This window comes from Comamonas sp. CMM02 (genome assembly GCF_014851485.1).
Classification (GTDB): domain Bacteria; phylum Pseudomonadota; class Gammaproteobacteria; order Burkholderiales; family Burkholderiaceae_C; genus Comamonas; species Comamonas avium.
Genome location: NZ_JACUZW010000001.1, coordinates 1,040,702 through 1,060,584 on the forward strand (window position 1 = coordinate 1,040,702; position 19,883 = coordinate 1,060,584).

General features: G+C 57.8%; 19 protein-coding genes. 8 read left to right on the forward strand and 11 right to left on the reverse strand.

From position 1 onward, the window contains the following. Window positions 1–90: 90 nt before the first annotated feature. The 5 genes from rnk to IB213_RS04750 form a co-directional block, all read right to left on the reverse strand. Window positions 91–504 (reverse strand): nucleoside diphosphate kinase regulator, encoded by a 414-nt coding sequence (gene rnk / locus IB213_RS04730; RefSeq protein WP_192405555.1) that lies wholly within the window; start codon window positions 502–504, stop codon window positions 91–93. Between the two features lie 191 nt (window positions 505–695). Next, entirely contained in the window at window positions 696–2,030 is a 1,335-nt protein-coding gene (glmM, locus tag IB213_RS04735; protein WP_191724654.1) for a phosphoglucosamine mutase, read from the reverse strand. A gap of 14 nt (window positions 2,031–2,044) precedes the next feature. Then, complete coding sequence (gene folP, locus IB213_RS04740) at window positions 2,045–2,887, reverse strand: dihydropteroate synthase (RefSeq protein ID WP_225560945.1); 843 nt, start codon at window positions 2,885–2,887, stop codon at window positions 2,045–2,047. 69 nt (window positions 2,888–2,956) lie between these two features. After that, window positions 2,957–4,882, reverse strand: a complete 1,926-nt coding sequence (gene ftsH, locus IB213_RS04745) for an ATP-dependent zinc metalloprotease FtsH (RefSeq protein ID WP_192405556.1) — start codon at window positions 4,880–4,882, stop codon at window positions 2,957–2,959. Between the two features lie 170 nt (window positions 4,883–5,052). After that, window positions 5,053–5,706 (reverse strand): RlmE family RNA methyltransferase, encoded by a 654-nt coding sequence (locus tag IB213_RS04750; protein WP_191724652.1) that lies wholly within the window; start codon window positions 5,704–5,706, stop codon window positions 5,053–5,055. A gap of 32 nt (window positions 5,707–5,738) precedes the next feature. On the opposite strand from IB213_RS04750, the gene IB213_RS04755 reads away from it, so the two are divergent. From IB213_RS04755 to IB213_RS04770, 4 genes are all read left to right on the forward strand, one after another. Next, window positions 5,739–6,206, forward strand: a complete 468-nt coding sequence (locus tag IB213_RS04755; protein WP_191724651.1) for a YhbY family RNA-binding protein — start codon at window positions 5,739–5,741, stop codon at window positions 6,204–6,206. A 21-nt stretch (window positions 6,207–6,227) separates the two neighbouring features. Further along, the gene (locus IB213_RS04760; RefSeq protein WP_191724650.1) at window positions 6,228–6,977 is read left to right on the forward strand and encodes a glycosyltransferase; all 750 of its coding nucleotides are present in this window, start codon (window positions 6,228–6,230) and stop codon (window positions 6,975–6,977) included. Between the two features lie 105 nt (window positions 6,978–7,082). Beyond that, entirely contained in the window at window positions 7,083–7,316 is a 234-nt protein-coding gene (locus IB213_RS04765; protein WP_191724649.1) for a VF530 family DNA-binding protein, read from the forward strand. Window positions 7,317–7,526: 210 nt separating this feature from the next. After that, the gene (locus IB213_RS04770; RefSeq protein ID WP_225560946.1) at window positions 7,527–8,507 is read left to right on the forward strand and encodes a GGDEF domain-containing protein; all 981 of its coding nucleotides are present in this window, start codon (window positions 7,527–7,529) and stop codon (window positions 8,505–8,507) included. Window positions 8,508–8,600: 93 nt separating this feature from the next. On the opposite strand, the gene fghA is transcribed toward IB213_RS04770, so the two are convergent. Then, the gene (gene fghA, locus IB213_RS04775; RefSeq protein WP_191724647.1) at window positions 8,601–9,464 is read right to left on the reverse strand and encodes an S-formylglutathione hydrolase; all 864 of its coding nucleotides are present in this window, start codon (window positions 9,462–9,464) and stop codon (window positions 8,601–8,603) included. A gap of 280 nt (window positions 9,465–9,744) precedes the next feature. Between fghA and IB213_RS04780 the strand changes: the two genes are divergently transcribed. Beyond that, window positions 9,745–10,278 carry a hypothetical protein gene (locus IB213_RS04780; protein ID WP_192405558.1) on the forward strand — a complete coding sequence of 178 codons (534 nt, stop codon included), beginning with the start codon at window positions 9,745–9,747 and terminating at the stop codon, window positions 10,276–10,278. Between the two features lie 90 nt (window positions 10,279–10,368). On the opposite strand, the gene IB213_RS04785 is transcribed toward IB213_RS04780, so the two are convergent. Beyond that, the gene (locus IB213_RS04785; RefSeq protein WP_191724645.1) at window positions 10,369–11,646 is read right to left on the reverse strand and encodes a DEAD/DEAH box helicase; all 1,278 of its coding nucleotides are present in this window, start codon (window positions 11,644–11,646) and stop codon (window positions 10,369–10,371) included. A gap of 528 nt (window positions 11,647–12,174) precedes the next feature. On the opposite strand from IB213_RS04785, the gene IB213_RS04790 reads away from it, so the two are divergent. Next, window positions 12,175–13,794: a sodium:solute symporter family protein gene (locus IB213_RS04790; RefSeq protein ID WP_192405559.1), complete on the forward strand. Its 1,620-nt coding sequence runs from the start codon at window positions 12,175–12,177 to the stop codon at window positions 13,792–13,794. 51 nt (window positions 13,795–13,845) lie between these two features. Beyond that, the gene (locus IB213_RS18000; protein WP_225214298.1) at window positions 13,846–13,977 is read left to right on the forward strand and encodes a putative transporter small subunit; all 132 of its coding nucleotides are present in this window, start codon (window positions 13,846–13,848) and stop codon (window positions 13,975–13,977) included. 100 nt (window positions 13,978–14,077) lie between these two features. Here the strand turns inward: IB213_RS18000 and IB213_RS04795 are convergent, their stop codons facing one another. Next, window positions 14,078–15,187: an S-(hydroxymethyl)glutathione dehydrogenase/class III alcohol dehydrogenase gene (locus IB213_RS04795; RefSeq protein WP_192405560.1), complete on the reverse strand. Its 1,110-nt coding sequence runs from the start codon at window positions 15,185–15,187 to the stop codon at window positions 14,078–14,080. A 510-nt stretch (window positions 15,188–15,697) separates the two neighbouring features. Next, a complete protein-coding gene (locus IB213_RS04800) occupies window positions 15,698–16,516 on the reverse strand; it encodes a hypothetical protein (RefSeq protein WP_225560947.1) in 819 nt (272 codons plus the stop codon). A 149-nt stretch (window positions 16,517–16,665) separates the two neighbouring features. On the opposite strand from IB213_RS04800, the gene IB213_RS04805 reads away from it, so the two are divergent. Then, window positions 16,666–17,688, forward strand: coding sequence for a GlxA family transcriptional regulator (locus IB213_RS04805; RefSeq protein ID WP_192405561.1), 1,023 nt, complete (start codon window positions 16,666–16,668; stop codon window positions 17,686–17,688). Window positions 17,689–17,755: 67 nt separating this feature from the next. Here the strand turns inward: IB213_RS04805 and IB213_RS18005 are convergent, their stop codons facing one another. After that, a complete protein-coding gene (locus tag IB213_RS18005; RefSeq protein ID WP_225560948.1) occupies window positions 17,756–18,130 on the reverse strand; it encodes a helix-turn-helix domain-containing protein in 375 nt (124 codons plus the stop codon). Window positions 18,131–18,184: 54 nt separating this feature from the next. Continuing rightward, window positions 18,185–19,765, reverse strand: a complete 1,581-nt coding sequence (locus IB213_RS04815; RefSeq protein ID WP_192405562.1) for a phospholipase D family protein — start codon at window positions 19,763–19,765, stop codon at window positions 18,185–18,187. Window positions 19,766–19,883: the final 118 nt, after the last annotated feature.

A 19,883-nucleotide genomic window follows, 5' to 3' on the forward strand; every position in this document is an offset into this window, starting at 1 on the left:
GGAATGCCTGTATTCCTGCAATTGCTGAATTTACCGATATCCGTGTGTATGGGCTATTTCGCAACGCGCTACGAGCAGGGGGTTCGCGGTCTAGCGATGCAACTGACCAGCGTTTTCAGGCTGGTAGGTAATTGCATCGACCTTGACTGTGACGGGTTTGCCTGCGGGGCTGGGCAGCTCGAACACGTCGCCCACGCGCAGTCCAAGCAATGCCGTGCCCACAGGCGCAAATACCGAGACTTTGTCAGGGCTGCCATCCGCCTCCTTGGGGTACACCAAGGTCAGGGTTTGGGTCTTGTCACTCTCTTGCAGCGTAAAGCGCACGGTGGAATTCATGGTGACCACGTTGGCAGGCATTTCCTGTGGGTCCAACACGTCAGCGCGGTTCAGCTCCGCTTCCAGCGCGCTGCGGCCCGGAAAGTTGCTTGGCAACTTTTCCATGAGGTTTTCAAGGCGGTCCATGTCCAGTGAGGACAGGGTGATCGCGGGTTTTTTGTTGTCCATATGCGGCTTCTTTGCGAAGGTGTGGAGCAAACCGTGTGTCAAAACTCAGATGTCTACACGGAGAACGGCCCGGACAACGGCGGTTGTCAGGGCCAGCGTGTTTGCACATTTTTGGTGCGTTGCAGGCATTGTGGCTGCCTACTTAATAAAAGCAAGCATTGGGCAAGCTATTGGTACGAATCAGTGGGGCTTTAGCCGGCTTTCGCCGCATCAACCAACTTTTGTGCACAGAGACTCGCTTGTGCGGCATCGCGCGCTTCAACCATGACCCGCAACAACGGCTCGGTACCGCTGGCGCGGATCAGGACGCGGCCCGTGTCGCCAAGCAGTTGCTCCACCTCAGCCTGTGTTTGTGCAAGCAGGTGATTGCTTTTCCAATCCTGGCCAGGAGCCAGGCGAACATTGATCAGCACCTGGGGGTAGAGCGTGAGAGTGGACAGTTGTGCTGCCAGCGTCTTGCCGCTGCGTACACAGCTTTGCAGCACTTGCAGCGCACTGACAATGCCATCACCTGTTGTGTGTTTGTCCAGAACGAGTAGATGGCCAGAGCCCTCTCCACCAATTTGCCAGCCTCTGGCGTTCAGCGCTTCCAGTACATAGCGGTCACCTACTTTGGCACGCACGAACTCCACGCCTTGCTGCTTTAGGGCTACCTCGACAGCCATGTTGGTCATCAGCGTGCCAGCAGCGCCAGCCGTTGGCTCGCCACGCTGCAGCCGGTCTTGAACCATGAGGTACATCAGCTCGTCGCCGTTATAGATGCGGCCTGCGCCATCGACCATGAGCAGCCGATCGGCGTCACCATCCAAAGCGATTCCGTAGTGGGCATGGTTGGCGCGGACAGCCAGTGCAAGCGTTTCCGGGTGGGTGGCACCCACGCCATCATTGATGTTCAGCCCATCGGGTTCACAGCCAATTTCAATGACTTCTGCGCCCAGCTCGTGAAAAACTTTGGGGGCTATGTGATAGGCAGCGCCATGGGCCGCATCCACCACAATACGCAGCCCATGCAGCGACAGGTTGCTGTCGAATGTGCTTTTGCAAAACTCGATATAACGGCCTGCCGCATCATCGAGACGGCGGGTTTTACCAAGTGCGGCTGAGTCGCTCCACTGAGGTGCCTCCTCTAATGCCGCCTCAACGGCTTCCTCCCAGGCATCGTCGAGCTTGGTGCCCTGGGCACTGAAAAATTTGATGCCGTTATCGTAGAAAGGGTTGTGGCTGGCACTGATCACAACACCCAGACTTGCGCGCTGGGTACGTGTCAGGTAGGCCACACCAGGTGTGGGCAACGGGCCAAGCAAAATGACATCCACGCCAGCGGCGTTAAAGCCAGCTTCCAGGGCAGCTTCCAGCATGTATCCAGAAATACGGGTGTCTTTGCCGATAAGAACGGTAGGGCGTTCCTGGGTCTTTTTGAGCACACGGCCCACTGCGTGCGCCAAGCGCAGGGCGAAGTCGGGATTGATGACGGATTGCCCTACCTTGCCGCGGATGCCATCCGTGCCGAAATACTTGCGAGCCATTGTGGTGTTCCTTGTTAGGGGTGCTGGCGTTGTTGATCGTGCATGGCCTGCCATACCGACAAGGCAGCCTTGGTGTCTGCCACATCATGCACGCGCACGATGCGAGCGCCGCGCTCTACGGCCAGCAAAGCTGCAGTCACGCTAGGAACCATGCGTTGCTCAACAGGTAATCCGCTGACCTGGCCCAAAGAGCCTTTGCGTGACCAACCAGCCAAAAGCGGAAAGTCTAGTGCGAGCAATTCTGTCTGGCGAGCAAGTAACGCAAAATTTTGTGCCACGCTTTTGCCAAAGCCAATGCCGTAATCCCAAACAATGCGTTCGCGGGATACGCCACGCGCCATCAGCGCTTGAGATGCATCGCGCAAAAAATCACACACCTGCGCTACAGCGTCACCTTGCATATGGTCAAGGTGCATGTTTTGCGGTGTCTGGTGCATATGCATGATGCAAACCCCGCACCGGGGATGAGCGGCCACAACGTCCTGAGCGCCGGGTTGCCGCAGCCCCCATACGTCATTGATGATGTCTGCGCCCAAATCCAGGACTGCCTGCATTACCTGAGGTTTGTAGGTGTCCACAGAGATGGCAACGCCCAGCTTGACCGCTTCTTTGACGATGGGCAGTACACGGCGAATCTCTTCATCTTCTGGCACGGCAGGTGAGCCGGGGCGGGTCGATTCGCCGCCAATATCCAGAATGTCAGCGCCCTCTTTGACCAGTTTTTCTGCATGGCGCACAGCATCGAGATCTCGGTGCTTGCCACCATCAGAAAATGAGTCCGGGGTATTGTTCACAATGCCCATGATCAAGGGGCGTTGCAGATCCAGTAAAAAATGCGTGGTTTGCCATTGCGCCATAACGAGCTCCAACAAATGATGGCCATGAAAAAACGGGGCGCATGGCCCCGTTGTTTGGTAGGTGCTGCTTTATGCCGCAGTAGGCGCTGGGTCAGTATCTACAGCAGGAGTGCCACCACCCGAAGAGTTGCTATCGTCGCTGGACTTGGGAGTGCGTGGCACCCAATCTTTAGGCGGACGAGGCTCCTTGCCTGCAAAGATGTCATCGAGCTGTTCCATGTCGATGGTTTCCCACTCGAGCATGGCCTTGGCCATGGCATGCATTTTGTCTTGATTGTCTTCAATCAGCTTGCGGGCCAGTGCGTACTGCTCGTCAAGAATACGGCGCACTTCGTTGTCGACCTTTTGCATGGTGGACTCGGACAGGCTTGTGCCCTTGCTGAAGGTGCGACCCAGGAAAGGCTCACCTTCTTGCTCTGAGTACACCATGGTGCCCAGGGCATCGCTCATGCCGTAACGCGTCACCATATCGCGTGCAATCTGGGTGGCACGCTCGAAGTCGTTGGATGCACCAGTGGTCATCTGGTTCATAAACACTTCTTCAGCAATACGGCCACCAAACAGCATGGCAATTTGGTTCAGCATGAACTCCTTGTCGTAGGAGTAACGGTCTTTCTCAGGCAGGCTCATGGTGACGCCCAGTGCACGGCCACGCGGGATGATCGTGACTTTGTGCACAGGGTCGCACTTGGGCAGCAAGCGGCCAATCAATGCGTGGCCTGCTTCGTGATAGGCCGTATTGCGGCGCTCTTCCTCGGGCATGACCATGCTCTTGCGCTCGGGGCCCATGATGATCTTGTCCTTGGCCTTTTCGAAGTCCTGCATTTCAACGGTGCGCGCGTTGCGGCGGGCTGCCATCAAGGCGGCTTCGTTGCACAGGTTGGCCAAATCAGCGCCGGACATGCCTGGTGTGCCGCGTGCGATCACTGACGGATTGACGTCCTGACCGGCGGGAATCTTGCGCATGTGCACGTTCAGAATCTGCTCGCGGCCCCGGATATCGGGCAGCGTGACGTAGACCTGACGGTCGAAACGACCGGGGCGCAGCAAAGCGGCATCCAAAATATCAGGGCGGTTGGTGGCTGCCACGACGATCACGCCGAGGTTGGTCTCAAAACCGTCCATCTCCACCAGCATCTGGTTGAGTGTCTGCTCGCGTTCATCATTGCCGCCGCCCATGCCCGCACCACGCTGGCGGCCCACAGCATCAATTTCATCAATGAAGATGATGCAAGGAGCGTTTTTCTTGGCGTTCTCGAACATGTCGCGCACACGTGCTGCACCAACACCCACAAACATTTCGACGAAGTCAGAGCCAGAGATCGAGAAGAAAGGCACTTTGGCCTCACCAGCGATCGATTTGGCCAGCAATGTTTTACCTGTGCCAGGAGGGCCAACCAGCAGCAAGCCACGTGGAATGCGGCCGCCCAGTTTCTGGAACTTGTTGGGGTCTTTCAGAAAGTCGACGACTTCCTTGACTTCTTCCTTGGCTTCATCGCAACCGGCAACATCGGCAAAAGTGACGGTGTTGTTGTTTTCATCGAGCATGCGGGCTTTGCTTTTGCCGAAGCTGAATGCGCCGCCCTTGCCGCCGCCTTGCATCTGGCGCATGAAGTACACCCACACGCCCACCAGCAGCAGCATGGGGCCCCAGCTGATCAGCAAGCTCATCAGCAGCGAGCCTTCTTCGCGTGGCTTGACATCAAATTTGACGTCGTTGGCGATCAAGTCACCGACCAGACCACGGTCCAAATAGGTTGCGGTTGTACGGATACGGCGATCGTCGGTGGTTAGCGCAACGATTTCAGTGCCGCCTTGGCCTTCCTGAATGGTCGCACTCTTGATGCGGTTGTTGCGCACCTCGGCCAGGAATTCCGAATAGCCGACTTGGCCAGCGCTAGCACTTCCACGGGTATCAAATTGCTTAAATACCGTAAACAGCACCATGGCGATGACCAGCCAGACGGCGATTTTTGAAAACCACTGATTGTTCAAGCGGGGCTCCAGAGGAAAAGAGGAGAAATACATTCACATGGGAACGCTATGTCCCCATATGAGGTTCATTTTAGGTCTTTCAAGCGACTGTGCCGAAGCCTTATTCCTGTCAAGGCGATGGAGTACAAGGGTTTTCAGGAAAAAAGGGCCTTGCAGCCTTGTGTGCCGGCCTATTTGAGGCCAATGCCAATCAAGAAGGTCTCCGAGGATTTGTCTCGCGATGACTTGGGTTTAAGGGGCTTGACTTGCTTGAAATGCGCACGGAAAAGCTTGATCAAATCGTCATAACCGGGGCCATGAAATACTTTGGCAACCAAAGCACCTTCAGGCTTGAGGTGGTTGATCGCAAAATCCACCGCCAGTTCAATCAACAGTTCTACGCGGGCCCCATCGGTGGTGCTGTTGCCAGACAGGTTGGGTGCCATGTCAGACACCACCAGATCCACAGGGCGATCCTGCACGACTTCTTGCAACTGTGCCAGTACGGACTCTTCCCGGAAGTCTCCCTGGATGAAGTGCACACCCTCGATGGGCTCCATGGGCAGTAAATCCAGGGCGATGATGGTGCCGTTAAGGGCTCCAACGGCGGCACCTGTGGGCGACAGGCGTCTGCGGACATACTGGCTCCAGGCACCAGGCGTGGAGCCCAGATCCACCACAACGTGGCCGGGGCGAATGAGCTTGAATGTCTCGTCAATCTCCTTGAGCTTGTAGGCGGCACGAGCGCGATAACCGTCCTTTTGTGCAGCTTGCACATAAGGGTCATTCAAGTGGGCATTGAGCCAATTCTTGTTGAGCTTCTTGCTTTTCGATTTGATATTCATCGCAAATTTCTTCCTGCCTCGATAATACGGGCATGCCCCAAATTGATTTAACTCCCGCTGAGCGCCGGGAACACCGCGCCAACGCCCACCACTTGGACCCCGTGGTCATGATTGGTGGTGACGGCCTTACACCCGCCGTCCAGAAGGAAATTGACGGCGCACTGAACGCGCACGGCCTGATCAAGGTGCGTGTGTTCGGTGACGATCGTGCTGCCCGTGAGCAGGTCTACCTGCAACTGTGCGACGAGCTCAACGCCGCCCCCATCCAGCACATCGGCAAGCTGCTGGTGCTGTGGCGCCCAATCCCTGAAAAGGAAAAGGCTTTTGACGATGACCGCATGGCCGGTCCGCGTGACATCAAGCTGCTTAAGTTCGGCCGAGCCGGCAGCAAGCCTGAGGTCAAGCAAATCCGTGTGCTGGGTAACCAGCGTCTGACCCAAGGCGGCTTGGTCAAGCGTGCCAAGAAGAGTGGCCCTAAGTCGGCAAAAAAAGGCCACTAAGTATCCAGACTTCACTTCAGCATGACCACCACAACTTCCACAATATCTGAGCGCCACATCCTTTGCATGAAATGGGGTACCAAGTACGGACCGGAATACGTTAACCGGTTGTACGCCATGGTGCGCCGCCATCTCAGTGGTGATTTTCGCTTTGTCTGCCTGACCGACAACGCTGAAGGGATACGTTCAGAGGTGCAGTGTCTGCCAATTCCTTCGCTGGACCTGCCGCCGGGCATTCCTGAGCGAGGCTGGACCAAGCTGACGACCTTCTCCAAAGACCTGCATGGCCTGAAGGGTACTGCGCTGTTTCTGGATGTGGACGTGGTGATTACAGGGTCGCTGGATGATTTTTTTACCTATCCGGGTGAATTCCTCATCATTCACGATCACAAGCGCCCATGGCGCGTCACGGGTAACTCTTCCGTGTACCGCTTTGAGCTGGGCGCGCACCCGGATGTGCTGGAGTACTTTCGACGCCACTTTGATGAAATTCGCAAAGAGTTTCGCAATGAGCAGGCGTATTTGTCGGATGCCATACACAAGCAAGGCAAGCTCAAATACTGGCCTGAGGAGTGGTGCCCCAGCTTCAAATACCACTGTATTCCAAGCTGGCCGACGAATTTCTGGAAGCCTCCTTTTGTGCCTGACAACGCGCGCATCGTGATTTTTCATGGTGAATGCAATCCGCCAGATGCGCTGGCCGGCCGGCGTAATCGCCGTTTTCGTTTCATCAAGCCTGCAACGTGGGTGGCTGAACACTGGCGTGAATAATTTTTAGTTTGTTAGAAAGCCAAAGGCCTCGACCTATGTCGAGGCCTTTTTGTTGATTCATTCATCCAAAAACACGCACGGTGTGTGTGCAAGGAAAATAGGGCCATGGACTCCAAAGAACAACCGCGCAACCCGTTACATGGCCTGACGCTCGAGCGCATGCTGACCGACCTGGTGGATTACTACGGCTGGGCAGAGCTGGGCGAGCGCATCCCTGTGCGCTGCTTTAATGCCGACCCCAGCATGTCATCAAGCCTGCGTTTTTTGCGCAAAACGCCGTGGGCACGCGAGAAGGTGGAGCAGCTGTATCTCTACACGCTGCGCAAAACGCAGCGCTAGCGCTACGTATGTCCGCAGCAAACCTGGGCGTTGTGGTGGCACAAGGAGCGCTAAAGGGCGTTTTTCAAAAAGGCTTTGTTGCAAGGCAATGTGCAGGGGTGCACAGGAGGGCAATGCCATTAGTTATCGCTTGGTTTCTTGCTATGTAAGTCAATGAATTTGCGAGAATCCGTGCCTCTTCCTTTTGCGATTTGTACGCAGGACGGTACCTTGTTCACCGCTTCTCAATACCAAGCTATTTGCGATAGTTTGCCGGACCCAACTTTCATCTTGACCGAGTCGGGGCGCTACGTGGCGGTGCTGGGTGGAAAAGACAAGCGCTACTACCACGACGGCAGCTGCCTGGTGGGGAATCGCATTGCAGACGTGCTTGCGCCGGCTAAAGCGGCATGGTTTGAGCAGCAAATCCAAAGCGCGCTCACCTGCCAGAAAATGCTGGTGGTGGAGTACGAACTGAGTGCACACGATGTGCTGGGCTTGCCGTCAGAAGGCCCCGCAGAGCCTATCTGGTTTGAAGGCCGCATCAGTGCGCTGGAGCAGCTGTATGACGGTGAGAAAGCCGTTTTATGGGTGGCCAGCAACATCACGGCCAGCAAAGAGCTGCAGCAGCAATTGCAGTTGCATGCCTTGAGCGACGAGCTGACGGGTTTGCACAATCGCAGGCGCTTCATGCAGGCCCTGGATGCAGCCTATGCAGGTTTCATACGCCATGCGCAGCCCGCTTACCTGGTGTGCTTTGATGTGGACCACTTTAAAACCATCAATGATGGGCAGGGCCACCCCGTGGGCGATCAGGCGCTGAGAGATTTGGCGCAGGCGGTGCAGCAGCTCGCTGAGGATGACTATCTGGTCTGTCGCTTAGGCGGTGATGAGTTTGCCGTTCTGTGCCCAGAGCGCAGCATGGCTGAGATTCGAGCTTTTGCACAGCAGTTGCTGATACGGGGGTACCAGGCGCTGGCAAGCTATGCCGCAGGCGGAAAGACGCCCGCGCTGAGTATCGGGCTGGCGCACTTCACTGCCTCAGATACCAGCATGCAAGACATCATGCGCCGGGCTGATCAGGCCTTGTATATCTCCAAGATGCAGGGCGGCCACCGGCTCAGTACATCAGAGTGCTGCCTGGATCAAAGCGCAGAAGTTAAAGCGCAGACGGGCGTTGCCTTGAAGGTGCCTCTGGCGCCTGCGCCTTGATGGTTGTGTGTCAGTGTTGCATGTCATGCCTGCCCGGTGCTGGGTAACACCCATAGCCCACAACCCATAGCAGGCAGTGCATGTGTGCTGCGCTTACTGACCCAGTTGCTGCGCGTGGTGGCGCAGATGGTCATCCATGAAGGTTTGAATGAAGTAGTAGCCGTGGTCATAGCCCGCTTGCTGGCGCAGCACCAGGGGCTGGCCGACTTTGGCGCAGGCCGCTTCAAAGGCTTCGGGCAGCAATTGCTTTTCGTGCAGAAATTTGTCGGCCATGCCTTGGTCAATCAGTATGCCTGCGGGGTAGGGGGCTTTGCCCTGCGATTCCATCAGGCGTGTGGCGTCGTGTTGCGCCCATACTGCCTCGTTGCTCCCCAGATAGCCGGTGAATGCCTTTTGGCCCCATGCGCAGCTGCTGGGGTTGGCAATGGGGGCAAAGGCCGAGACGCTTTTGAATATGCCGGGATGACGCAGTGCCAGCGTGAGTGCGCCGTGGCCGCCCATGCTGTGGCCAAAAATACCCAGCCGTTGCATGTCAATGGGCAGGTAGCGGCCCAGCATGGGCAGCAGCTCATCGATGATGTAGCTTTCCATGCGCCAGTTTTGCTCCCACGGCGCTTGTTGAGCGTTCAGGTAAAAGCCCGCGCCCACGCCAAAGTCCCAGGCATCGGCCTGGCCGGGCACGTTGGCATCGCGCGGGCTGGTGTCGCAGGTGATCAGCGCAAGCCCCAGTTCAGCCGCCAGGCGCTGTGCGCCCGCCTTGGCCATGAAGGTTTCTTCGGTGCATGTCAAGCCGGCCAGATATAGCAGTGCCGGCACTTTTTCGCCCAGGACCGCCTTGGGTGGCAGGTAGACCGAGAACTTCATGGGCAAGCCGATTTCGCGTGAATCGTGCTTGTAAAAGCGTTGTGCACCACCGTAGCAGGCGTGTGCAGTCAGGAGTTCAAACGGGGTGGACATGAAATTAGATACTCCTAATAAAAGAGCTGTTACCGCTTATGTATATTGATTTTCAGATAGTTTTATATTTGAAAATCAATGCAGTAAAGCGAAGGCAGCTCTTATTTTTAAATGACAAGTCTGTATGCAAAGACGTTGCCAAGCAGTGTAGGGGCTGTATGCATCAGCCCGCTGCAAGTCCCTGAAAGACAGCTGAAATGCCTGACTGTATGTCGTCCTACGCGGTGGGCGCTGAGGTGGTGAAAAGATGGCGCATCTGCATTTTTGAGCCATACATGCCATGAAAGCTGTTCACTTTTTGTTCACTGCCGTGCATGCACTGATGGCACTGCTGTTTGCCCTGGTGTCACTGGCCTTGCTGTGGATTGCGATTAGCAAGGGCTGGGGCGCGCTGATACAGGGATTTGATGGGGATTCCACGCTGCACATGGTGGAGGCCATGGGCGTGCTGGCCGCTGCGGTAGTGGCGCTGCAGATCAGCCAGACGGTGGTGGAAGAAGAGGTGGTGCGCGACGCCAGCATTGCCGGGCCTACGCGGGTGCGGCGTTTCCTGTCGCGCTTTCTGGTAGTGGTGGTGGTGGCGCTGGCGATTGAGGCACTGATAGCCACGTTCAAAGGGCAGGAGTCGCCCAGTAACCTTATCTATTCAGCAGCGCTGATGGTGGGTGTGGGGGCCATGCTGTTTGGCTGGGGCATGTTTGTGCATCTGAACCGTTCTGCCGAGGAGCTGGAGCCCGAAGCGCTGCACGAGGCCACACAAGAGGATGTAGAGGTCAGTGCTGATGCTGAGGCAAGCACGGACGCAGGGCGCTGAGCTTTCAAGCGATGCCCGCCTGGGCCCTCATGCGTTAAAAAGCCACGCTCTGAGGCGTGGCTTTTTGAGGGCGATGAGGGTGCTGTGCGCTCAGTCGCTGGATTTTTGTCCGCTGGCCGCCGCAGCACGCAGCTTGTCTTTTTTACTCATGCGCTTGCCTTTGATGCCGCCGTTGTTGCCGTCTTCATGTGGCTGGCGCTGTGGGGCGGCTTCGGTGACGGGGTATTTGGGCAAAGTCTCCAGCTCGATCTCCAGCGCATTGCGCTTGGCAATCAGTTGCCAGTGCGCCAGTGCATCGGGCGATACAAAGCTGATAGCCGTCCCGCTCAGGCCAGCGCGGCCAGTGCGGCCAATGCGGTGGGTGTAGTCGTCGGGCGAGCGTGGCAGGTCGTAGTTGATCACCACGGGCAGCGCTTCAATGTGAATGCCGCGCGATGCCAGATCGGTGGTCACCAGCACCTGCCATTGACCGGCTTTGAATTCACTGAGCACTTTGTCGCGTGCGCCCTGGCTCAACTCGCCGTGAAAAGCGGTAGCAAAAATCTTCTTTGCGTACAGCTTGTTGGCGACATGTTCAGCGCTGTAGCGGCTGGCCACAAACACCAGTACACGCTGGCCGGGGTGCTGCTCGACCAGTTCACGCAGCAATGCACTGCGGCGTGCTGCATCGATATGGATGGCACGCTGGGCAATGGTGGCGTCTTGCTGGTGGGTCGATTCAATCTCGACGCTGTGGTGGCCTTCGCGCAGCAGCTGGCCCACCAGGTTTTGTACGCTGGGGCCAAAAGTGGCTGAAAGCAGCAAGGTCTGGCGCTGGCCCTTGGCGGGCAGCAGGGCCAGAATTTGTTCCAGCTCTTCGGCAAAACCCAAGTCCATCAGGCGGTCGGCCTCATCCATCACCAAGGTCTGGATGGTGCTGAGCTTGAGCTGGCTGTGGGCCACCACGTCCAGCAAGCGACCGGGCGTAGCAATCACCACGTCCACACCACCGCGCAATGCCATGAGCTGCGGGTTGATGGACACGCCACCAGTGAGTACCGCCACCTTGGGGCGGCGGCCCATGGCTTCGCCCAGGTGGTAGATCAGCTCAGCCACTTGGCTGGCCAGCTCGCGTGTAGGTACCAGCAACAACGCCTGCGTATTGCGGCTGCCTTGGCGCTGACCAGCGTCGCTCAGCATCCATGCTTGCAGCAGGGGCAGCACATACGCTGCTGTCTTGCCCGAACCTGTGGGTGCGCAGGCACGCAGGTCCTGGCCATTCAAAATCGCAGGAATGGCTTGGGACTGAATGGCCGTAGGGGCAATCAGGCCCTGGGCCTGGGCCGCATGGGCGAGCGATGGGGCAAGGCCCAGAGCGGAAAAGGACATGAAGGTGCAGCTAGGCAAAAATAAAAAGTAAGGCATTGTCGCTCTAGTGGGCCGAAAGCGGAGGGCGCTGGCGCTGCGACCCGACAATCCACTGGTACTTGCGCGCTGCATAAAAGATAGTGGCTATGGCTTGCACGCCTTGACTAAAAGTACTCAGCAGAGTATCCTTCGAGGCTATCTAGGGAATGCGTTCATCCGCACTTCGGCTTGCACACGCTGCAAGCACGCTGAGGCACATATCGTGTCGCGCAACATGGGTTACCCCTGTCATTCCCTGCAATGGCTGTTTTCAAGCAGTCATTTTCAACAGGCCCACAAGGCTGCAAATCCCGGGAAGGCTGCTTTCGCAAGCCGCTTCCGGTCTTTTTTTTAATTTGGCGGTTTTGTCTGCGGTAGCGCCCATTTGGGCGCAGCTGAACATATTCGCAAAACCCTTGATCTGCACCGCAGTCGCTCTGACACGTGGTGTGCAGGGCTGCGCGCATTTGTCTGTCACCACAGAGCACAACCGCTTTCTGTGGAGCACCCATGCAGCAGCTATCGCTGACAACCGTTTTACTTTTGTTATTTGCCTTCTACGGCTTGTCTTTCTGGATGACCATGCGCATTGGCCAGAAGGAGGAGAGCGCCGACGGCTACATGACATCCAACGGTTCCATCGGCTTTGGCATGTCTGCCTCCAGCATGACCGCCACCTGGGTCTGGGCGGCCTCCATTTACGCCGCAGCCACCTCTGGCTATCAATACGGGCTGTCCGGTGCTGTGCATTACGGGTTCTGGGGCGCGCTGATGATTTTGTTCGTCTACCCTTTTGGCAAACGTTTTCGTCAGATCGCCCCGCATGCCCATACGCTGGCAGAAATCATGCATGCCCGGCATGGGCGATGCAGTCAGATGATTCTGGCGCTGTCCAATGTATTGGGCAGCGTCATCAGCCTGATGGTTAATTTCACAGCAGCTGGCGCATTGGTCTCCATGTTGTCGCCATTGAGCTTCCTGCAAGGGGTGCTGATTGTCGCCGTGGGTGTGTTGTCCTATACGCTGTGGTCGGGTTTCAGAGCATCGGTGCTGACCGATTTCGCCCAGCTGGTAGCCATGATTTTGGCTGCGGTGATCATCATTCCGTTCATGTTCTTTGCGCTGGGAGGCCCGGATCTGTTTGTGCAGGGCTGGCACCGTCTGGATGTAGAGCAGGCGAGCTTTTTTTCTGAAAAAGCCATTCTCGAACAAGGCGCCCCGTACTTTGTGGCCGTGCTGGCCTATGCCATTGGCAATCAGACCATTGCGCAGCGCTTGTTTGCGGTGCGCGAGGATTTGATCAAGCCGACTTTTCTGACTGCCTCGGTGGGCTACGGCGCTATCGTCATCGGCCTTGGCATGCTGGGCTTTTTAGCACTGCTGGCTGGGGTGGTGCCATTGAATGGCGATCTGAATAATCTGGTGCCTCAGATGGCTGCTACCTATTTGCCACCGGCACTGATCTGTCTGTTCTTCATCTTGGTCATTGGCTCGTTGTCGTCAACTGCTGACTCTGATCTGGCTGCCCTGGCCTCCATTGCCATGACGGATATCTATGGCAAAAACCTGGCGCGTGGTAAACCGAATCCCCGCGTTATGGTTTGGCTGGGGCGTTTGACGATGGTGCTGGCCACAACACTGGGGGTTTGCTTTGCCTATCTCAAGCTGGACATCCTTTCCATGCTGGTGTTTGTAGGAGCGCTGTGGGGCTGCATTGTTTTTCCGGTCATCGTCAGCCTGTACTGGGATCAGGTCAGTAACAAGGCCTTTACCTTGGCTGTCTTGTCTGCGTTTACGGTGTTTTTGCTGGTGCGTTTTAACCTGCTGCCATTAACTGGTGGTACGGCCTATGTGCTGGAATTTCTGGGCTGTATCGGTGGTGGCGTGGTGATTGGCCTGATGGCATTTGGCCTGCTGGGTCGACGCGCTGGCTTATGCATTGGGCTGCTTGCAGCGCTGGCCCTGATGCCCTGGGCGATGGATCAGCTGCGCAACTACCAGGTACTGCTCAGCTCACTGCTGGCCTATGGCGTCAGCGCGCTGGTCTGCACCTTGCTCAGCCTAGGCAATCGCCAGCGCTTTGACTTTGACCTGATTGGTCAGCGCATCACCAGTTTTCAAGCACGTTAACGTGTCCATGTCCCGACTTTTTGTTTGTTTTGTTTGTGAAGGAGTGCTCTTATGTCTGTTTTTTGGTTGAGCTTTTATGTGCTGATCTGGCCGATCATTACGGTGGGGGTGCTGGCTGTTTTGAGTGTGGGAGTCTTCAAGGATGTGCGCCAGGCGCAGCTTAGCGGAGAGAGTCTGGTCTGAGAGCCCTGCCGGCGCTGACTGCTAGAAACAACAAAGGCCACCGCTAGCGGTGGCCTTTGTTAATTGCGGTAGTTCACACCATGCCTGGTGACGGGTTCTGTCAGTACTTGACCACCGAGCGGATCGACTTGCCTTCGTGCATCAGGTCAAACGCTTCGTTGATCTTGTCCAGCCCCATGGTGTGGGTGACGAAGGGTTCGAGCTGGATCTTGCCGCTCATTGCGTCTTCCACCATGCCGGGCAGCTCGCTGCGGCCCTTGACACCGCCAAAAGCAGTGCCCATCCACTTGCGGCCGGTTACCAGCTGGAAGGGGCGGGTGGAGATTTCTTGGCCTGCACCGGCCACACCAATGATCACGCTCTGGCCCCAGCCACGGTGCGCGCATTCCAGTGCGGCGCGCATCACGCTGGTATTGCCAATGCACTCAAAGCTGTGGTCCACGCCCCAGGTGGTCATCTCTACGATGACTTGCTGAATGGGCTTGTCAAAGTCCTTGGGGTTGATGCAGTCGGTGGCGCCAAAAGTCTTGGCCAGATCGAACTTGCTGGGGTTGGTGTCCACGGCAATGATGCGGCCCGCCTTGGCTTGCTTGGCGCCTTGAATGACAGCCAGGCCAATGCCTCCCAAACCAAACACAGCCACGGTGTCACCTTCTTGTACCTTGGCGGTGTTCTTGACAGCGCCCAGACCGGTGGTTACGCCGCAGCCCAGCAGGCAGACCTGCTCCGGGTTGGCATCGGGGTTGATCTTGGCCAGCGAGACTTCGGCCACCACGGTGTACTCCGAGAAAGTGGAGCAACCCATGTAGTGGTAGATGGGCTGGCCGTTGTAGCTAAAGCGGGTGGTGCCGTCGGGCATCACGCCTTTGCCCTGGGTGGCGCGCACAGCGGTGCACAGATTGGTTTTTCCGCTCTTGCAAAACAGGCACTCGCCGCATTCGGCGGTGTACAAAGGAATGACATGGTCACCGGGTTTGACGCTGGTCACGCCTTCACCCACCTGCACCACAATGCCGGCGCCTTCATGGCCCAGTACAACGGGGAACAAGCCTTCGGGGTCTTCACCGCTCAGGGTGAATGCATCGGTGTGGCACACACCGGTGTCGGTGATTTTGATCAGCACCTCGCCTTTTTGCGGGGGCGCGACGTCGATTTCCACAATTTGCAGGGGTTCACCAGCTTTAAAGGCAACAGCGGCGCGGGATTTCATGGCAGGTCTTTCTTGGAAGGCTGAGGATGCGGTGGCTGCCCGAGGCGGGGCCGAGGCCTGGCTGGGCGTACCGATTGTGAAGTGTGAATGTAGGTGATCCCGCTGCCCTATGGAAATTCGTGGCCGCAGATGGCGGCTCTTTGGCCGAATGTCACACGGTTCGCTGGATCGTCTTTCGTCGGCTGGCGATGCCATGAATCCTGATCAGCCGCTTTGCACTCCGGCTGAGGCCTCCAACATCGGGGCTGGCATGGTCAGCATCCATCCTGCCACTGGTGGACCCTTGAACATCATCCGCAACTTGACCGCGTTCTTGCTGGTGGTTCAGGCTGCATGCGTCGAAGCATTGAAATTTCCGGCACAGCCTATGAGGCGACTGATCCCGCGAGGTTGATTGGAAAGCTCCTTTGCAGGAAGGGCAGCTCGTCAGGTCTGTCATCAAGCCGAAGCCAGCTTGGGTGTGCTGACCGCACCAGCAAATGGGGTCATGGTGCGCCCGGCGTCTCCAGCTCAATCCTCATTCGGTATCAGCGTCCCCCATACCGGCAGCTGTGCGCCTGGCGGTGCAGGGCCTTCATAGGCGGGTTGCACTTCAATCGCGGGCTTGCCCTCCTTGCAATCGATGAACCCCCATTGACTGGGACGGTAGCGCGCCTTGGGGCCGTCAGGCGCTCCGACCAGAAACTCGGCCTGGATGTCATAGTCGATCAAGGGCACATGCAGGCTGGCGATATCGCCCTTGCGGCATTGCAGATAGGGGCGCTTCGGGTCGACCACCCAGGCGCCATAACCTGGCTTGGCATCGGGGTCGAAATGGAATACCGGGCCGAGGCGCTGGTCGCGGGCCAGCTCCAACCCGCCGTTGCCGATGGCGCTGACCCAGGCGCCCGCGATCTGGACTGGCTGCGTGAAGCGCGCCGCACTCAGTCCTCGCAGACCAAGCGGTCGCTGGCGCTCGCCGTTGTCAAAGGCGTCGTAGCGATTGATCAGGGTGCCTTTGGGAAATAGCTGCTCGCCATAGCGGAAGTCCTCGGGCAGCACAAAGCGCTGTCGGCTCTCGCGATAGTGGGCCCGCAGCGTCACGGCCTCTTCAATCTGCACCAGCTTGCGCGCCAGCACCAGGCCCCATAGATCGCCGGCCAGGGCCAGTATCGCCACCACCACGACGAGCCAGTGCCAGAACGGCGGGCGTTCAGAGGCGGGTGTGTGCCTATGGTGCAGCCACCAGAACAGCCCGCGCAGCAGCAGCCACAGGCTCAGGCCGGCTGCCACCCAGGGGGCGAGCAGCAGCAGCAACATGGGCAGCGTGAAAAGAGGTCCGGGAATCATGGGCAGGAAAAGGGGCAGAAGCCCTGGACTTTAGCAGTGGATGCACCTGCCACAACCAGGTGCCCAGAGGGCTTGCGTATAGTCTGGGTCTGTGCGCTGCAAGTGCCTGCAGCGCTGGTTGTAAATGCTCGAACTGCTCTGATTTTTGTATGGAACACCATCACGCTGGCGCCCACCGCGTCGATCTGGTTGTCTACCCCGGCTTCAAGGCGCTGGAGGCCATAGGTCCCATGTCCGTGTTTGACTATGCCAATGTGCATCTGAGGCACAAAGGCCTGCCTGACGGATATGTGGTGCGGGTGGTGGCCTCACAGGCCGGTCAGGTGCCTTCGGATACCTTGATGGGCTTGCAGGCCAGCCATACCCTGGCGCAGGTCGAAGCCGAGGGCACGGGCTGCACGGTGCTGCTGGTGGGTGCGCGCCATATCGAGCAGGTGCTGGCGGCTTCGCCCGAGCTGGTGGACTGGGTGGCGCGAGTGGCTCCCGGGGTCGGGCGCATGATCGCGCTGTGCAGCGGCAGCTTCTTTCTGGCGGCAGCCGGTCTGCTCGATGATCGCCGTGCGGCGACGCACTGGAGTGTGGCCGCAGCGCTTGCCCAGCGTTATCCGCGGGTGCAGGTGGATGCCGATGCAATCTATGTGTGCGACGAAATCAAGGACAGCGACGGTAAGCGTCAGCTCTGGACTTCGGCCGGCGTCACTGCCGGCATTGATCTGGCGCTGGCGGTGGTGGAGCATGACTTTGGCCATGCGCTGGCACTGCAGGTGGCGCGCGACCTGGTCATGTATCTCAAACGCCCGGGCGGTCAGTCGCAGTTCAGCGTATCCCTGGCCGCGCAGGCTACGCAGCACAGCGGTATTGGCATGGTGCAGCAGTGGGTGCTGGAGCATCTGGATCAGCCCATGCCGCTGGCTCTGCTGGCGGGCAAGGCGGCGATGAGCGAGCGCAACTTTCGTCGCATTTTTCAGCAGGAAGCAGGCTGTCCCCCCAGTGTTTTTGTGGAGAACGCACGCCTTGAGGGGGCCAAGCAATTGCTGGAAACACGCGGCGATTTGCCATTGAAAACGGTTGCCGCCAAGGTCGGTCTGGGCTCTGAGCAAGCGCTGCGTCATCTGTTTCAAAAACGGCTGGGCATCACCCCTGTGGCTTACCGCGAGCGCTTTGGGGATTAGGCGCAGAAGTATCTGGCCGCTTTTGCCGCGCCTGCAGCACCCGCCCATTGCTCCCACCCCACTGCACTTACTGACTGCACATGGGCCACTGGGCCAGCAGATCGGCAAACTCATCGGCCACAGAAGCGGTATTCAGGGTTTGGGCTTGAGTCACTGGAACCAGGAAATCAGGCTGTGCAGGGGCGCAACTGCCCAGTAACCCAAGCAGGTTCAACTGTGGGTTGACCAGCCACAGGCACATGACATATGTCGCAGTGGCAATAGCTGGGTCGCCGCGCTCTATGCGTGCCATGGTGGGCTGCGAGATGCCCAGTTTTTCGGCCCACTGCGCCTGCGTTTCTCCCCGGGCTTTGCGTGCAGTGACGATGCGTTGGGCAACTTCTTCAATCTGGCGCAAGATGAATGACGGAAAGTCTGCAGGGCAGGTGTTCTGGCGGGGCATGCCTGAAATGGTAGTGCCGTTCGTCGGTACGCAGAGGAAATCTATGAATATTTTTTAGAGCAACCATTCAATAGGCAGCAGACCTAAAAACCATATCGTCCAGCGCTGATACCACCGTGTCTGTGGCTCAGTGGTGTATTGCGGCGGTGACTGACCCACGCCACTGATCCAGCGCAAATGGCCTTCCTCGTCCAGGCTCACCCGAAACGCCCGCGAGGGGATTTGCGAGTCAAAGCTTTCGCTGATTTGCTTGGCAAGGGTGGGGCTTTCAATCAGCAGGCCCATCTCGGTGTTGAGCAGCATGGAGCGCGGGTCGAAATTGAATGAACCGACAAAGGCACGCTGACCATCGACTGCAAAGGTTTTTGCATGCAAGCTGGTGCCTGAGCTGCCGAACTGAGTGAAATTGAGCTTGAGTTTTTCATCTTCACCGGCGTACTCCGGTGCCTGCCCGCGCATTTCGTACAGCTCAATGCCCGCTTGCAGCAGCTGCTTGCGGTACTTGGCATAACCGGCGTGAACGATGGCGACGTCTGTGGCCTCCAGCGCATTGGTCAAGATGCGTATGCGCAGGCCCTGTGAGCGCAGTTGTGCAAAGGCCTCTACCCCGGCCTGTGTCGGCACAAAGTAGGGCGAGACCAGATCGAGCGACTGCTTGGGTATCCCAATGGCCCTGCGCATTTGCTCGCCAATCAAGGTTTTGTGCTCGGCCTGGGCTTGAATTTTTTCTGGGGGATCACTGACCAGGTGCGCCGCCGCCCACTCCATGGGAAGCTGTGCTTGCAACAGGTGCTGCACCAGCGGTGTGTTTTCCAGGGCGTGGCGGTAGCTTTGTGCCTGCGGCGATTGCTCTAGCGCTGCGCCGTTGCTGCGCAGTGCATCCAGGGTCAGTCGTGGTGCTTGGCGTACAACTTGATCAACTGGGTAGGCTGCGACATTGTTCCAGTAACGATCAAAGTCTTGCTCAATGGCTTGCACCACGGGGCCAATGGTGAGCACGTCCAAGTCGGCAAACAACACGCCATCGGTCGCGCCAAAATATTCATTGCCGACATTGCGGCCACCCACAATGCTGGCCTGTCCATCGGCTGACAAAGATTTGTTGTGCATGCGCCGGTTCGCGCGCTTGAATTCTGTGACGTAGCCCACGGGCTTGAGCCAGCCACGCAGCGCAAAGGGGTTGAACAGACGCACTTGCACATTCGGGTGGCGGCTCAACGCCTGCAGTTCGTCGTCCAGCCCGGAGGTGCCGCCGTCATCGATCAACAGCCGCACGCGCACACCCCGGTCCGCAGCCCTCAAAAGTTCGTGCAGCAGCAGCAAGCCCGTTTTGTCATTGCGCCAGATGTAGTACTGCACATCCAGCGTTTGCTGGGCCGCACGCGCCAGCAAGCTGCGCGCAGCAAACGCTTCTTGCGGGTCGTACAGGGCATAGATGCCGGACTGCGTGGCGCCAGCTCGTGCCTTGGCACGCAAGGCCGCGTGTGCTTGCCCCAGATGGGTGCTGGCGGAGATATCTGGCGCAATGGCCTGGCTGTCGGGCGCAGGGTGCGAGGCTGGTGGTAAACCGCAGGCACTGAGCAGCAGCATGGATGCCGCAGTAACGCAGAGAGTGAAGCGCAGACGTAAAGCCATGAGGGATCAGCGATGAGCGTCAAAAAAGGTTGAAAGAACCATAGCAACAGTGGCTGGCATCGGCACAGGTAAACAGGGGCTTCAGTTGTAGGAAGAAAGCATCGGAATGTGGTTTTGC

Excerpts from the sequence above, each read along its gene's own strand:
- rnk (WP_192405555.1), bottom strand. The coding sequence starts at position 504 with ATGGACAACAAAAAACCCGCGATCACCCTGTCCTCACTGGACATGGAC.
- glmM (WP_191724654.1), bottom strand. The coding sequence starts at position 2,030 with ATGGCTCGCAAGTATTTCGGCACGGATGGCATCCGCGGCAAGGTAGGG.
- folP (WP_225560945.1), bottom strand. The coding sequence starts at position 2,887 with ATGGCGCAATGGCAAACCACGCATTTTTTACTGGATCTGCAACGCCCC.
- IB213_RS04750 (WP_191724652.1), bottom strand. The coding sequence starts at position 5,706 with ATGAATATCAAATCGAAAAGCAAGAAGCTCAACAAGAATTGGCTCAAT.
- IB213_RS04755 (WP_191724651.1), top strand. The coding sequence starts at position 5,739 with ATGCCCCAAATTGATTTAACTCCCGCTGAGCGCCGGGAACACCGCGCC.
- IB213_RS04760 (WP_191724650.1), top strand. The coding sequence starts at position 6,228 with ATGACCACCACAACTTCCACAATATCTGAGCGCCACATCCTTTGCATG.
- IB213_RS04765 (WP_191724649.1), top strand. The coding sequence starts at position 7,083 with ATGGACTCCAAAGAACAACCGCGCAACCCGTTACATGGCCTGACGCTC.
- fghA (WP_191724647.1), bottom strand. The coding sequence starts at position 9,464 with ATGTCCACCCCGTTTGAACTCCTGACTGCACACGCCTGCTACGGTGGT.
- IB213_RS04780 (WP_192405558.1), top strand. The coding sequence starts at position 9,745 with ATGAAAGCTGTTCACTTTTTGTTCACTGCCGTGCATGCACTGATGGCA.
- IB213_RS04785 (WP_191724645.1), bottom strand. The coding sequence starts at position 11,646 with ATGTCCTTTTCCGCTCTGGGCCTTGCCCCATCGCTCGCCCATGCGGCC.
- IB213_RS04790 (WP_192405559.1), top strand. The coding sequence starts at position 12,175 with ATGCAGCAGCTATCGCTGACAACCGTTTTACTTTTGTTATTTGCCTTC.
- IB213_RS18000 (WP_225214298.1), top strand. The coding sequence starts at position 13,846 with ATGTCTGTTTTTTGGTTGAGCTTTTATGTGCTGATCTGGCCGATCATT.
- IB213_RS04795 (WP_192405560.1), bottom strand. The coding sequence starts at position 15,187 with ATGAAATCCCGCGCCGCTGTTGCCTTTAAAGCTGGTGAACCCCTGCAA.
- IB213_RS04800 (WP_225560947.1), bottom strand. The coding sequence starts at position 16,516 with ATGATTCCCGGACCTCTTTTCACGCTGCCCATGTTGCTGCTGCTGCTC.
- IB213_RS04805 (WP_192405561.1), top strand. The coding sequence starts at position 16,666 with ATGGAACACCATCACGCTGGCGCCCACCGCGTCGATCTGGTTGTCTAC.
- IB213_RS18005 (WP_225560948.1), bottom strand. The coding sequence starts at position 18,130 with ATGCCCCGCCAGAACACCTGCCCTGCAGACTTTCCGTCATTCATCTTG.
- IB213_RS04815 (WP_192405562.1), bottom strand. The coding sequence starts at position 19,765 with ATGGCTTTACGTCTGCGCTTCACTCTCTGCGTTACTGCGGCATCCATG.